The 13,131-nt window shown below is 70.3% G+C and carries 11 protein-coding genes; 4 read left to right on the top strand and 7 right to left on the bottom strand.

Translation table 11 applies throughout. The annotated features are described in order from the left end of the window. Positions 1–204: 204 nt before the first annotated feature. Genes GH740_RS13400 through sufB form a run of 6 tightly spaced genes read right to left on the bottom strand, consistent with a single transcriptional unit; the run spans position 205 to position 5,549 of the window. Entirely contained in the window at positions 205–1,362 is a 1,158-nt protein-coding gene (locus tag GH740_RS13400; protein WP_153746618.1) for a MalY/PatB family protein, read from the bottom strand. 55 nt (positions 1,363–1,417) lie between these two features. Continuing rightward, complete coding sequence (locus GH740_RS13395; RefSeq protein WP_153746587.1) at positions 1,418–1,747, bottom strand: metal-sulfur cluster assembly factor; 330 nt, start codon at positions 1,745–1,747, stop codon at positions 1,418–1,420. Positions 1,748–1,756: 9 nt separating this feature from the next. After that, entirely contained in the window at positions 1,757–2,563 is an 807-nt protein-coding gene (sufC, locus tag GH740_RS13390) for a Fe-S cluster assembly ATPase SufC (protein ID WP_153746586.1), read from the bottom strand. Between the two features lie 32 nt (positions 2,564–2,595). After that, positions 2,596–2,925 carry a non-heme iron oxygenase ferredoxin subunit gene (locus tag GH740_RS13385; protein ID WP_153746585.1) on the bottom strand — a complete coding sequence of 110 codons (330 nt, stop codon included), beginning with the start codon at positions 2,923–2,925 and terminating at the stop codon, positions 2,596–2,598. Continuing rightward, entirely contained in the window at positions 2,922–4,130 is a 1,209-nt protein-coding gene (gene sufD, locus GH740_RS13380) for a Fe-S cluster assembly protein SufD (RefSeq protein WP_153746584.1), read from the bottom strand. The genes GH740_RS13385 and sufD overlap by 4 nt, the downstream gene beginning before the upstream one ends. Next, a complete protein-coding gene (sufB, locus tag GH740_RS13375; protein ID WP_153746583.1) occupies positions 4,131–5,549 on the bottom strand; it encodes a Fe-S cluster assembly protein SufB in 1,419 nt (472 codons plus the stop codon). It lies immediately after the preceding gene. 243 nt (positions 5,550–5,792) lie between these two features. On the opposite strand from sufB, the gene GH740_RS13370 reads away from it, so the two are divergent. Next, complete coding sequence (locus GH740_RS13370) at positions 5,793–6,749, top strand: heme A synthase (protein WP_153746582.1); 957 nt, start codon at positions 5,793–5,795, stop codon at positions 6,747–6,749. A 381-nt stretch (positions 6,750–7,130) separates the two neighbouring features. Here the strand turns inward: GH740_RS13370 and GH740_RS13365 are convergent, their stop codons facing one another. Continuing rightward, positions 7,131–8,066, bottom strand: a complete 936-nt coding sequence (locus GH740_RS13365) for a heme o synthase (RefSeq protein WP_367641595.1) — start codon at positions 8,064–8,066, stop codon at positions 7,131–7,133. Between the two features lie 207 nt (positions 8,067–8,273). Between GH740_RS13365 and tkt the strand changes: the two genes are divergently transcribed. Genes tkt through GH740_RS13350 form a run of 3 tightly spaced genes read left to right on the top strand, consistent with a single transcriptional unit; the run spans position 8,274 to position 13,122 of the window. Further along, complete coding sequence (gene tkt, locus GH740_RS13360) at positions 8,274–10,400, top strand: transketolase (RefSeq protein ID WP_367641593.1); 2,127 nt, start codon at positions 8,274–8,276, stop codon at positions 10,398–10,400. Continuing rightward, positions 10,397–11,515 carry a transaldolase gene (tal, locus tag GH740_RS13355; protein ID WP_153746580.1) on the top strand — a complete coding sequence of 373 codons (1,119 nt, stop codon included), beginning with the start codon at positions 10,397–10,399 and terminating at the stop codon, positions 11,513–11,515. The genes tkt and tal overlap by 4 nt, the downstream gene beginning before the upstream one ends. Next, positions 11,512–13,122, top strand: a complete 1,611-nt coding sequence (locus tag GH740_RS13350) for a glucose-6-phosphate isomerase (RefSeq protein ID WP_367641592.1) — start codon at positions 11,512–11,514, stop codon at positions 13,120–13,122. The genes tal and GH740_RS13350 overlap by 4 nt, the downstream gene beginning before the upstream one ends. The last annotated feature ends 9 nt before the right edge of the window (positions 13,123–13,131 follow it).

Here is a 13,131-nt window from a genome sequence, read left to right as displayed (position 1 = left end):
GGCGACATCCTCTGACGAACCCCCCGCCAGCAACCCCGTATACCCCGCCGCGCGCGTCTCCCACGCGATCCGTTTCGCCACAACACCCTCCACACCCAAGGTGTTGCACTGGCGTCCTGAAACCGCCGGGCCAGATCGCGCAGTTTGCGCAATCTCGACGGGTCCGAGGGTCGGGATGCGACGAGCGCGGGGCGCCTGGGGCCGTCAGGATGCCGCGACGAGCGCGCCGATCCGTGTCACGGCCTCGCGAAGCACGTCCGGCGAGCAGCCGAAGTTGATGCGCACGTGCCCGGCGCCTTCGGTCCCGAACCTGGGCCCATAGTGCAGCGCGACCTTCGCGTCGCGCAGGATCCGCACCGCCGGGTCGTCCCCCCAGCCCAACGCCGACAGGTCCACCCAGGCCAGGTACCCGGCATCCGGGATCCGGTACCGCGCTGCGGACACGTGCTCGGCCAGCAGGTCGGCGAGCAGGCGCCGATTCTCGTCGAGCGCGGCCAGCAGCGCGTCCAACCATGCGTCGCTGGCCTCGTCGAACGCGGCGACTCCCGCCATCGCGCCGAACAGGCCGGTGCGCCACTCGACCTCGGCCGGCAGGGCGGCCACGACGCGTGCGGTGTCGGCGGCGGCGGTCACCATGAGGGCGCATTTCAGTCCGGCGAGGTTGAACGCCTTGCTCGCGCTGGTGACGGCGAAGCCGACCTCGGCGGCCGCGGCGGAGGCCGCGAGGAACGGCGTGAAAGTGGCGCCGGGATGGGTCAGCGGTGCGTGGATCTCGTCGCTGACGACACGCGCGCCGTGCCGCCGCGCTATCTCGGCGAGCTCGGCGAGCGCCTCGCGGGTGTGCACGGTGCCGGTGGGATTGTGCGGATTGCACAGCAGCAGCGCGGTCGCCCCGTCCGCGAACGCCGCCTCGATCCCGGCCAGGTCCAGTCGCCACCCGTCGGCGGCCGGCAGCAGCGGTACGCGCTGCACGACGCCCCCGGCTTCGGGCACGCAGTCGTAGAACGGCGGGTACACCGGCGGGGTCACCACGACGCGGTCGCCGGGCCGGATCACGGCGCGGAGGATCTCGACGACCCCCATCATCACATCGCACGTCGTGCGCACGCGGGCGGGGTCGACATCCCAGTCGAAGCGCCGCTTCGCGAACGCCGCGAACGCGGTGCGGATGCCGGGGTCCGGCGGGGTGTACCCGGTGTCGCCGAGCGCGACCGCGTCGTGCAGCCGGGCCGTGATGGCGGGGGCCATCGGGAAGTCGGTCTCGGCGACGAACAGCGGCAACACGTCGGCGGGGTACGTCCGCCACTTCGTACTGGAGCGCCGGCGGAGTTCGTCGACGGGTAGGGCGGCGAGAGGGGTCATGGTCACCGTTCGAGCGTACCGAGGCGATCACACCGCCGCGGGGAAGGGACGGATGTCAGATGGCGAAGCCGAGGGCGCGCATCATGTCGCGCCCGTCGTCGGTGATCCGCTCCGGGCCCCATGGCGGCATCCACACCCAGTTGATGCGGAACCGCTCCACGACGTCGTCCAATGCCTGCGCGGTCTGCTCCTCGAGCACGTCGGTCAGCGGGCATCCGGCGCTCGTGAGCGTCATGTGGATGACCAGCGCGTCGTTCTCGTCGTCCCACGCGAGGTCGTAGATAAGTCCCAGGTCGACGACGTTGATCCCCAGTTCGGGGTCCATCACGTCCTTGAGCGCTTCGGTGACCTCGTCGAACTTCTCGGCTGACAGAGTCGCGGTCATGGTGGGAGTCTACGCTTCCGCCGAATCGGCGAGCTCGATCGCGGACTCGACGGCCGACTCCGCCTCGCCCTCGAGGAAGCGGTCGTAGCCCTCCTCCTCCAGGCGCTGCGCGAGCTCCGGGCCGCCCTCCTCGGCGACGCGCCCCTTCACGAGCACGTGCACGAAGTCCGGGTGGATGTAGCGCAGGATCCGCGTGTAGTGCGTGATCAGCAGCACGCCCAGGTTCGTCTCCGCCTTCGCGCGGTTCACGCCCTCCGAGACGATCTTCAGGGCGTCGACATCCAGCCCGGAGTCGGTCTCGTCGAGGATCGCGACCTTCGGCTTGAGCAGCTCGAGCTGCAGGATCTCGTGGCGCTTCTTCTCGCCGCCGGAGAATCCCTCGTTGACATTGCGCTGCGCGAACGCGGGGTCCATGCGCAGGTTCTTCATGGACGTCTTGATGTCCTTCAGCCAGGTCCGCACGGCCGGCGCGTGGCCGTCGATGGCGGTCTTGGCGGTGCGCAGGAAGTTCGTCACGGTGACACCGGGGATCTCCACCGGGTACTGCATCGCCAGGAAAAGGCCGGCGCGGGCCCGCTGGTCGACGGTCATCGCGAGGACGTCCTCGCCGTCCAGCGTGATGGCGCCGCCGGTCACGGTGTACTTCGGGTGGCCGGCGATCGTGTACGCCAGCGTGGACTTGCCGGACCCGTTCGGGCCCATGATGGCGTGCGTCTCGCCGGTGCGGATCGTGAGGTTGACGCCGTTGAGGATCGGGGTGGACCCCGCCTCCGTCTCCACGCTCACGTGCAGGTCGCGGATCTCCAGGACAGACATTCAGGTTTCCTTCGGGCTTGGATGACGGGCGGCTACGCGGCCGACTTCGTCACAGTGGGGTCGATGAGCACGTCGTCGCCGTCGATGGCGACGGCATAGACGGGAACCGGTTCGTACGCCGGCAGGTTCAGCGGCTGGCCCGTGCGCAGCGAGAAGCGCGAGCCGTGCGCCCAGCACTCCACGGTGTCGTCCTCGACGAACCCCTCGGACAGCGAGATGTTGCCGTGCGTGCAGGTGTCGCCGATCGCATGCACCTCGCCCGCGGAGTCCTTGACGACGCAGATCGGCACGCCGTCCAGTTCCACGCGCAGCGGCGTGTCCTGCTCGAGCTCGCTGAGGGCACACGCGCGGGTCGCGCTCATGCCGGCACCTGCGCGCCGGCCGCCAGTTCCCGCTCGATGTGCGCGATGAGCTGGGTCTCCAGCTCCGGGATGCCGATGCGCTGGACGACCTCGCTGAGGAAGCCGAGCACCACCAGCCGGCGGGCCTCGGCCTCGTCGATGCCACGCGAGCGCAGGTAGAACAGCTGCTCGTCATCGAAGCGTCCGGTGGCGCTGGCGTGGCCCGCGCCGCGGATGTCGCCGATCTCGATCTCGAGGTTCGGGATCGAGTCGGCGCGCGCGCCCTCGGTGAGGACGAGGTTGCGGTTGGCCTCGTAGGAGTCGGTCCCGGTCGCCTTCGCGCCGATCAGGACGTCGCCGATCCACACGGTGTGCGCGGACGCGCCCTGCAGCGCGCTCTTGTACAGCACGTCGGCGCTCGTGTCGGGTCCCTCGTGGAAGACGTACACCTGGTTCTCCAGGTGCTGCCCGGCGTCGCAGAAGCCGATGCCATACACGGAGGCGTGGGATCCCGCGCCGGCGAGCCGGACGCTGGGGTTGACCCGGACCACGCCGCCGCCGAAGCTCACGACGAAGTGCCGTAGGGCCCCGTCGCGGCCGACGGTGGCCTGGTGCGTGGCGAGGTGCACCGCGTCGTCGTCCCATTCCTGGATACTCACGACATCCAGGTGCGCACCGTCGCGGACGATGATCTCCACGTTCTCGGCGAACGTGGCGGTGCCGGTGTGTCGCAGCAGCACCGTGCCGTGCGCGTTCGGGCGCGCCTCGATCACCAAGTGCTCGTGCGCGACGCCGCCGCTGCCTTCGAGCTCGACGAGGATCGGCGCATCCGGCTCACCGTCGACGACGATGTGGCGGGCGTGGGATGCCACGGTCCATGCGATGGCGGCCGTGACATCCTCCGGCTCGAACGCGGTGCCGCGGGGCGCCTGTCCGACGGCCAGCGGCGCGGACTCGCCGGCGCCGATGCGCACGGTGATGGCGCCGGGGTCGCCGGCCGAGGTCTGCAGCAGTGCGCCGATGCGGTTCATCGGCGTGTGCTTCCAGTTCACCTCGCGCCCGGTGGGGGTGCCGAAGTCGGCGGGGTCGTACGAGCGGGGACGCTCGGAGCGCGTCTGCACCGGCGTCGCGTAGCCGCGCAGGGCCGCAGCCGGGTCGATGTGCGCGTGGGAATCCTCCGTCCGAGCGGACACTGCCTGCTCGGACGCTGTCGTCGTGGCCGCCATCTAGCCGACCGATCCTTCCATGCCCATCTCGATGAGCTTGTTCAGTTCCAGTGCGTATTCCATCGGCAGTTCGCGCGCTATCGGCTCGATGAAGCCGCGCACGATCATCGCCATCGCCTCGTCCTCGGGCACGCCGCGCGACTGCAGGTAGAACAGCTGCTCGGCGCTGACCTTCGACACCGTGGCCTCGTGGCCGAGCTCGACGTCGTCGACGCGGATGTCGATCGCCGGGTAGGTGTCCGACCGCGAGGTCGTGTCCACCAGGAGCGCGTCGCAGCGCACCGTGTTCGCGGAGTGGTGGGCGTTGGGCTCGACCCGCACCTCGCCGCGGTAGCCGGAGCGTCCGCCGCCGCGGGCTATCGACTTCGAGATGATCGAGGACTGCGTGTACGGCGCGAGGTGGATCATCTTGGCGCCGGCATCCTGGTGCTGTCCGGGACCGGCGAAGGCCACCGACAGCGTCTCGCCCTTCGCGTGCTCGCCGGCCAGGTAGATGGACGGGTACTTCATCGTCACCTTCGAGCCGATGTTGCCGTCGACCCATTCCATCGTGGCGCCCTCGTGGGCGATGGCGCGCTTGGTGACGAGGTTGTACACGTTGTTGGACCAGTTCTGGATCGTCGTGTAGCGCACGCGGGCGCCCTTCTTCACGACGATCTCGACGACAGCCGAGTGCAGCGAGTCCGACTTGTACACCGGCGCGGTGCAGCCCTCGATGTAGTGGACGTAGGAGTCCTCGTCGGCGATGATCAGGGTCCGCTCGAACTGGCCCATGTTCTCGGTGTTGATCCGGAAGTACGCCTGCAGCGGGATCTCCACGTGCACGCCCTTCGGGACGTACACGAACGACCCGCCCGACCACACCGCGGTGTTCAGCGCCGCGAACTTGTTGTCGCCGGCGGGGATGATCGTGGCGAAGTACTCCTCGAAGAACTCGGGGTGCTCGCGCAGCGCGGTGTCGGTGTCGGTGAAGATGACGCCCTGGCTCTCCAGGTCCTCGCGGATCTGGTGGTAGACGACCTCGGACTCGTACTGGGCGGTGACGCCGGCGACGAGTCGCTGTCGCTCCGCCTCGGGGATGCCCAGACGCTCGTACGTGTTGCGGATGTCCTCGGGGAGGTCCTCCCACGTCTCCGCCTGCTTCTCCGTGGAGCGGACGAAGTACTTGATGTTGTCGAAGTCGATCTCGGACAGATCGGCGCCCCAGGTCGGCATGGGTTTGCGCTGGAAAAGCGCGAGGCCCTTCAACCGGTGGCGCAGCATCCATTCCGGCTCGTTCTTCAGCCGGGAGATGTCACGCACGACCGCCTCGGTCAGGCCGCGTCGTGCGCTGGCCCCCGCGGCGTCCTCGTCGTGCCATCCGAACTCGTAGACCCCCAGGCCGTCGAGTTCCGGACGTTCGATCAGCACATCGGACATGACGTCACACACTCTCCTCAATGGACCGCAACGGTGTCATCCGCCCCGGCGCCCCGATCCTCCACGGGAGTGCTGAAGGGGGGATGCCGCTTTCCGGGTCCGCTCTGGCGGCGCGTTCCGCGCGCCTAGACTGTCGGTGATGCGCCGCACCGCGTCGCATCCGACCCCTTGATTCTATAGGCTCCGCCCGACCCTCGGGCCGGACCCGCTCGCAGCGGCGAGTGCGCTGGAGGCCCCATCACCATGCACACCGAACCGATCACCGCCGAGCGCGCCACGGCGCGGCGCCGTCTGTGGGAGTGGCTGCCCGGCCGTGTCGACCGTCGGGTGATCGTCGCCGCGTGGATTTCGTTCGTGACCGAAGTGCTCATCATCGCGACCGGCGGCGCCGTGCGGCTGACCGGATCGGGCCTGGGCTGCGAATGGCCACTGTGCGCGCCGGACTCGCTCGTGCCGCTGCCGGGAATGGGTCTGCACTCGTACATCGAGTTCGGCAACCGGCTGATGACCGGCGTCGTGGGCCTTGCCGCCCTCGCCGTGCTGCTGCTCACGCTGCGGCTGCGGCGCACGCGTCCGGACCTCTTCACGATGGCGGTCGTCGTGGTGGGCGGCGTGCTCGCGCAGGCGCTGGTCGGCGGCGTCACGGTGCTGACCGGCCTGAACGCGTGGATCGTCGGCTTCCACTTCCTTGCGACGCTCGGCCTCGTGGGCACCACGGCGGCGTTCCTGGTCCGCGCGTACGACATCCCGGGTGCGCGCGTGCGGGCGGTGCCGCGGTGGTACGCGATCCTCACGCACGTGACGACGGTGTTCCTTGTGCTCACGCTCGTGATCGGCGTTCTGACGACGGCATCCGGCCCCCATTCCGGGGACGCGGATGTCGTCCGGCGCCTGATGAACCCCGAGATCATGGCGCACGTCCACTCGATCCCGGGCTACACGCTGCTGGCCCTGACGGTCGTGCTGACCGCGGTCGCGTCGCTGCGGGGGCTCCGCACGCGGGGGTGGCTGTACGCGCTGCTGGTGCTGCTGCTCGTGCAGATCCCGCTGGGGATCTACCAGGCCGACTCGGGTCTGCCGGCGCTCGCGGTGGGCGTGCACATGATCCTCGCGGGCCTGTCTGTGGCGGCGATGACGGTGATCGTGCTGCGTCTGCGCGAGCCGGTCAAGCCCGCCGGCGCGACCGCTGCCGTGGGCTGAACCGGCGCTCGGGTCACACGACCGCGCCACTTCGCAGCATCCGCTCCGCCGATCGATGGCGCGGATGCCGGAAACCGGCGCAGACGCGAGAAGCGGCGCGCACGCGCGCGCAGCCGAGCCGCGGCACACGCGCGCCCGCCGTGAATCACACGACCGCGCCACTTCGCAGCATCCGCTGCGCCGATCGATGGCGCGGATGCCGGAAACAGGCGCAGACGCGGGAAACGGCGGGCACGCGCGCGCAGCCGAGCCGCGCCGCACGCGCGCCCGCCGTGAATCACACGACCGCGCCACTTCACAGCATCCGCTGCGCCGATCGATGGCGCGGATGCCGGAAACTGGCGCGGACGCGGGAATCGGCGCGGCGCGGCCGCGCGCGACTCAGAACGGCAGCAGCGGGTCCACGGCAACGGCGAGGAACAGCAGCGTCAGGTACGTGATCGACGCGTGGAACACGCGCATCGGCTTGGGCGCGGCATCCCGCACCGCGCGGGCGTACAGCACGTGCGCCTCGTACAGGAACCATCCGCCGAACACGACCGCCGACACGGAGTAGACGAGCCCCATCTGCGCGACCGGGATCAGCAACAGCGAGCACACTATCGTCGCCCACGCGTAGAGGATCACCTGCATGCCCACCTGCGCGGCGCTGCGGGTCACGCCCAGCATCGGCACGTCGACGTCGTTGTAGTCGTCCTTGTACTTCATCGACAGCGGCCAGTAGTGCGGCGGCGTCCACAGGAAGATCACCGCGAACAGCACGAACGGCGGCCAGTCCAGCGACCCGGTCACCGCGGCCCAGCCGATCAGCACCGGGAAGCACCCGGCGATCCCGCCCCAGACGATGTTCTGCTCGGTGCGGCGCTTGAGCAGCATCGTGTAGATCACGACGTAGAAGAAGATCGCGAATGCGGACAGTGCCGCCGCGAGCCAGTTCGTGAAGACCGTGAGCCAGATCGTCGAGACGACCGCCAGCGTCCACGAGAACACGAGCGCGCCCCGCGGCGAGACCGCCCCGGTCACCAGCGGCCGATTCTCGGTGCGGTGCATGTGCACGTCGATGTCGCGGTCCAGGTACATGTTGAAGGATGCCGCGGACCCGGCCGACATCGCCCCGCCGACGACCGTCGCCAGAACGAGCCACAGGTTCGGCAGCCCGCCGGCCGCGAGGAACATCACCGGGACGGTGCTCACCAGCAGCAGCTCCATGACCCGCGGTTTGGTGAGCAGGAAGTACGCGCGGATGGTGCTGCGCAGGGAGCGGTCGGAACGCGGACGGACCGTGTGCGGATGGGCCGCACGTGACGTCGTGGTGATGGCGATCGCCTCCTGAAAGCCGCCGCGGGAACCCCCCAAGTCTAGGGCACGGCCGCACCGCCGCGGCCTGTCAAGAGCCGTTACGAACACCGCTGCGAAGATCCCTCTTCGCTATGCTGAAACAACACGCGCGCCCAACGCCGGACCTCTGCCGTGGCGACGCTTCGCACCGGTCACCGGGCGCCCCTTGACCTGAAAGGCGGCCTCGTGTCGGATCTGCGTTGGGAAGAGATCGATGAGCGCGCGGTGGACACCGTGCGTGTCCTCGCTGCGGACGCGGTGCAGAAGGTGGGCAACGGGCACCCGGGAACGGCGATGAGCCTGGCCCCGGCGGCATACCTCCTGTATCAGCGTGTCATGCGCCACGATCCCGCCGACACGCACTGGATCGGCCGGGACCGTTTCGTCCTGTCCTGCGGGCACTCCTCGCTCACGCAGTACATCCAGCTGTTCCTGGGCGGCTTCGGGCTGGAGCTTCACGACCTCCAGTCGCTGCGCACGTGGGGCTCGCTCACGCCCGGCCACCCCGAATACGGGCACACGAAGGGCGTGGAGATCACGACAGGTCCGCTCGGGCAGGGGCTCGCTTCCGCCGTCGGCTTCGCGTACGCGTCCCGCTACGAGCGGGGTCTTTTCGATCCGGATGCCGCGCCCGGCACGTCGGTGTTCGACCACTTCGTGTACGTCATCGCCTCCGACGGCGACCTTCAGGAGGGCATCACCAGCGAGGCGTCGTCGCTGGCCGGCCACCAGCAGCTGGGAAACCTCGTCGTGCTGTACGACGCGAACCAGATCTCGATCGAGGACGACACGAACGTCGCCTTCACCGAAGATGTCGCCGCCCGCTACGCGGCGTACGGCTGGCACGTGCAGACGGTCGACTGGAAGCGCACCGGCCAGTATGTCGAAGACGTGCCCGAGCTGTACGCCGCGATCGAGGCGGCCAAGGGCGAGACCGACCGTCCCTCGATCATCATCCTGAAGACGATCATCGGCTGGCCGAGCCCCGGCAAGCAGAACACCGGCAAGATCCACGGCTCGGCGCTGGGCGCCGACGAGGTCGCGGCCACGAAGAAGGTGCTCGGCTTCGACCCCGCGCGCAGCTTCGAACTCCCGGACGGCGTGCTCGCGCACACCCGGCAGCTCGGCGAGCGCGGCGCCGCCGCGCACCGCGCCTGGCAGGAGCGGTTCGACGCGTGGGCCGCCGCGAACCCGGAGCGCAAGGCGCTGCTGGACCGCCTCGAGGCGCACGCCCTCCCCGACGGCATCGAGGACGTGCTGCCGGAGTTCGAGGCGGGGACGGATGTCTCGACCCGGTCGGCGTCCGGGAAGGTGCTCAACGCCCTCGCCGGCGCGCTGCCGGAGCTGTGGGGCGGGTCGGCCGACCTCGCCGAGTCGAACAACACGACGATCGCCGGCGGTGGCTCGTTCAACCCGGCGACGTGGTCCACGCACGAGTGGACCGCGAACCCGTACGGGCGCGTCCTGCACTTCGGGATCCGCGAGCACGCGATGGGGGCGATCCTCAACGGGATCACGCTGCACGGGCCGACCCGCGCGTACGGCGGCACGTTCCTCATCTTCTCCGACTACATGCGCCCGGCGGTGCGGCTGGCGGCGCTGATGGGCATCCCGTCGACGTTCGTGTGGACCCACGACTCGGTCGCGCTCGGCGAGGACGGGCCCACGCACCAGCCGATCGAGCAGCTGGCGGCGCTGCGCGCCATCCCGAACCTCAGCGTGATCCGGCCCGCCGACGCGAACGAGACCGCGCACGCGTGGCTGGAGATCCTGCGCCGGCACGGCGGCCCCGCGGGCATCGCGCTGACCCGGCAGAACGTGCCGACGTTCGCGCGCGGCGACGGCGAGGCGTCCGGCGACACGCTGGCCTCGGCCTCCCTGACCGCGAAGGGCGCCTACATCCTCGCGGAGGCCGCCGGCGGGACCCCGGATGTCATCATCGTCGCCACCGGCTCCGAAGTGCAGCTGGCGGTCGCCGCCCGCGAGCGCCTGCAGTCCGAGGGCGTGGCGGTCCGGGTCGTGTCGGCGCCGTGCCTGGAATGGTTCGCCGAGCAGGATGCCGGCTACCGGGAGCACGTCCTGCCCGCCGCCGTCACCGCACGGGTGTCCGTCGAGGCCGGCATCGCGCTGACCTGGCGGGGGATCGTCGGGGACCGCGGACGCTCGGTGTCGATCGAGCACTTCGGCGCCTCCGCCGACTACAAGACCCTGTTCGCGAAGTTCGGCATTACCGCCGACGCCGTCGTGCAGGCATCCCGTGACACCCTCGCCGCGACCGCGGCGACGCAGATCAGCATCGAGGAGAACGCATGAGCACGCGCACCCAGCACCTGTCCGACCAGGGCGTCAGCATCTGGCTCGACGACCTGGCGCGCCGTCGCATCACGACCGGCAATCTCGCGGACCTGATCGCCAACCGCAACGTCGTGGGCATCACCACGAACCCGACGATCTTCGCGAACGCCATCAGCCACGGCGAGGGCTACGGCGCGCAGATCGCCGAGCTCGCCGCCCGTGGAATGTCGGCGGACGAGGCCATCTTCGAGATCACCACAACCGACGTGCGCGACGCGTGCGACATCATGCGCCCCGTGTACGACGCCACCGGCGGCGTGGACGGCCGCGTCTCGATCGAGGTGTCCCCCGACCTGGCCGACGACACGGACGCGACGACGGCGCAGGCCGCGCGGCTGTGGCAGACCGTCGACCGTCCGAACGCGTTCATCAAGATCCCCGCCACGAAGGCGGGCCTTGCCGCCATCACGGCATCCATCGCCGCGGGCATCTCGATCAACGTCACGCTGATCTTCTCCCTCGCCCGCTACGCGGAGGTGATCGAGGCCTACCTGAGCGGACTCGAGCAGGCCAAGGCCGCCGGGCACGACCTGTCGCAGATCTTCTCGGTCGCGTCGTTCTTCGTGTCCCGCGTGGACACCGAGGTGGACAAGAGGCTGGAGAAGATCGGGACGGATGCCGCGGCCGCGCTGCGTTCGAAGGCCGGCGTCGCCAACGCCCGACTCGCCTACGAGCTGTATGAGAAGACGTTCGCCACCGACCGCGCGAAGGACCTGCTGACGGCCGGTGCGCACCTGCAGCGCCCGCTGTGGGCCTCCACCGGCGTGAAGGACCCGGCTCTGCCGGACACGCTGTACGTCGTCGAGCTGGTCGCCCCGGGCACCGTCAACACGATGCCGGAGAAGACGCTGGATGCCGTCGCGGACCACGCCGAGATCACCGGGGACACTGTCACCGGCAACTACGCCGACGCGCACCGCGCCATCGACGGGCTCGCACAGGTCGGCGTCGACTTCGACGACGTCACGCAGGTGCTGGAGGACGAGGGCGTTCAGAAGTTCATCGTGTCCTGGCACGAACTGAAGGACACCGTCGCCAAGGCCCTGTCGGACCCGACCGGCGACGGCAAGTGAGCTTCGACATCCGCGTCAGCGGTCACGTCAAAGCCGTCGTCGACGAGGCGCTTCCCGCTCTCGTCGCCGACCTCGTGGCCTCCGGCGTGACCGCGCAGGACCCCACGCTGTGGGGTCCTGCCGCCGAGGCCGAGGCGTCACGCCGGCTGGGATGGGTTCAGGCGGTGTCGGTGTCGCGCCCGCTCGTGCCCGAGATCGCCGCGCTGCGCGCCCAGCTCGTGAAGGACGGCCTCACCAGGATCGTCCTGGCGGGGATGGGCGGATCGTCGCTGGCCCCCGAGGTGATAGCCCGGACCGCCGGGGTGCCGCTGACGATCCTGGACTCCACCGCACCCGGGCAGGTCCTGGCAGCGCTCGACGGCGACGAGCAGGGGCGCCTGGAGCAGACAGTGCTCGTGGTCTCCTCGAAGTCCGGCGCCACCGTGGAGACGGATGCCGCGCTCCGGACGTTCGAAGCGGCCTTCCGCGACCTCGGGATCGACCCCGCGCGGCGCATCGTCGTCGTCACCGACCCCGGCTCGCCGCTGGACGCGTCCGCGCAGGCCGCGGGATACCGGGTGTTCCACGCCGACCCGACCGTCGGCGGCCGGTACTCGGCGCTGACCGCGTTCGGCCTCGTGCCCGCCGGGCTCGCCGGCGCCGATCTGGACGAGCTGCTGGACGAGGCCGACGCGACGCTGCTGGAGGTCGCGATCGACAGCCCCGAGAATCCGGCGCTCGTGCTGGCCGCGGCGATCGCCAGCGGCACGCGCGACAAGCTCGGACTCGTCGCCGACGGGACCCACATCGAGGGGCTGCCGGACTGGATCGAGCAGCTGCTCGCCGAATCCACCGGCAAGGACGGCGTCGGCATCCTTCCCGTGGTCCTGCTCCCGGTCTCCCCCGAACTGGAGCGCCGGCCGGCCGACCTGCAGGTGCTGCGCCTGGTCGATGAGGCCGCCGAGTTCCACCTTTTCGACCGGCACGAGGGTGAGATCCTCGTCAGCGGGTCGCTGGCCGCCCAGTTCGTGGTGTGGGAGTACGCGGTGGCCATCGCGGGCCGCCTGCTCGGGATCGACCCGTTCGACCAGCCGGATGTGGAAGCCGCGAAGGCCGCGACGCGCGAGCTGCTGGAGCGGCCCGCCCCCGCCGCCCCGCCCGCGTTCGTCGCGGACGGCGTGGAGGTCGCGGCGACGGATGCCGCGCTGACCGCGTCCGGCACGCTCGCCGGGGTGCTGGACGCGCTGTGGGCGCGCCTCGGCCCGGACGGCTACGTCGCCGTGCACGCCTACGTCGACCGCACCCGCCTGCCCGAGCTGAGCGGACTGCGCGAGATGGTCGCGGCGGACGCGGGACGGCCCACGACGTTCGGCTGGGGTCCGCGCTTCCTGCACTCGACCGGGCAGTACCACAAGGGCGGCCCGGCCACCGGCGTGTTCCTGCAGATCCTGGAGCGCACCGACGTCGACGTGCAGATCCCCGGCCGCGCTTTCACATTCCGCGAACTCATCGCAGCGCAGGCGGCCGGCGATGCGGCGGTGCTCGCCGCGCACGGCCGTCCCGTCGTGACGCTCACCCTGACCGACCCGCAGCCCGAGGTGCTCGCGCTCTTCGAGGCCGCACAGTAGGAGTCATCC

Origin of the sequence: Microbacterium sp. SYP-A9085 (assembly GCF_009649635.1) — a bacterium.
Taxonomy (GTDB): Bacteria; Actinomycetota; Actinomycetes; order Actinomycetales; family Microbacteriaceae; genus Microbacterium.
Note: the sequence above shows the minus strand (reverse complement) of the source record. Positions and strands in the feature narration are given on the sequence as shown.

What these genes read in the sequence shown, in the direction of transcription:
- GH740_RS13400 (WP_153746618.1), bottom strand. Translation starts at nt 1,362, where the DNA reads ATGACCCCTCTCGCCGCCCTACCCGTCGACGAACTCCGCCGGCGCTCC.
- GH740_RS13395 (WP_153746587.1), bottom strand. Translation starts at nt 1,747, where the DNA reads ATGACCGCGACTCTGTCAGCCGAGAAGTTCGACGAGGTCACCGAAGCG.
- sufC (WP_153746586.1), bottom strand. Translation starts at nt 2,563, where the DNA reads ATGTCTGTCCTGGAGATCCGCGACCTGCACGTGAGCGTGGAGACGGAG.
- GH740_RS13385 (WP_153746585.1), bottom strand. Translation starts at nt 2,925, where the DNA reads ATGAGCGCGACCCGCGCGTGTGCCCTCAGCGAGCTCGAGCAGGACACG.
- sufD (WP_153746584.1), bottom strand. Translation starts at nt 4,130, where the DNA reads ATGGCGGCCACGACGACAGCGTCCGAGCAGGCAGTGTCCGCTCGGACG.
- sufB (WP_153746583.1), bottom strand. Translation starts at nt 5,549, where the DNA reads ATGTCCGATGTGCTGATCGAACGTCCGGAACTCGACGGCCTGGGGGTC.
- GH740_RS13370 (WP_153746582.1), top strand. Translation starts at nt 5,793, where the DNA reads ATGCACACCGAACCGATCACCGCCGAGCGCGCCACGGCGCGGCGCCGT.
- tal (WP_153746580.1), top strand. Translation starts at nt 10,397, where the DNA reads ATGAGCACGCGCACCCAGCACCTGTCCGACCAGGGCGTCAGCATCTGG.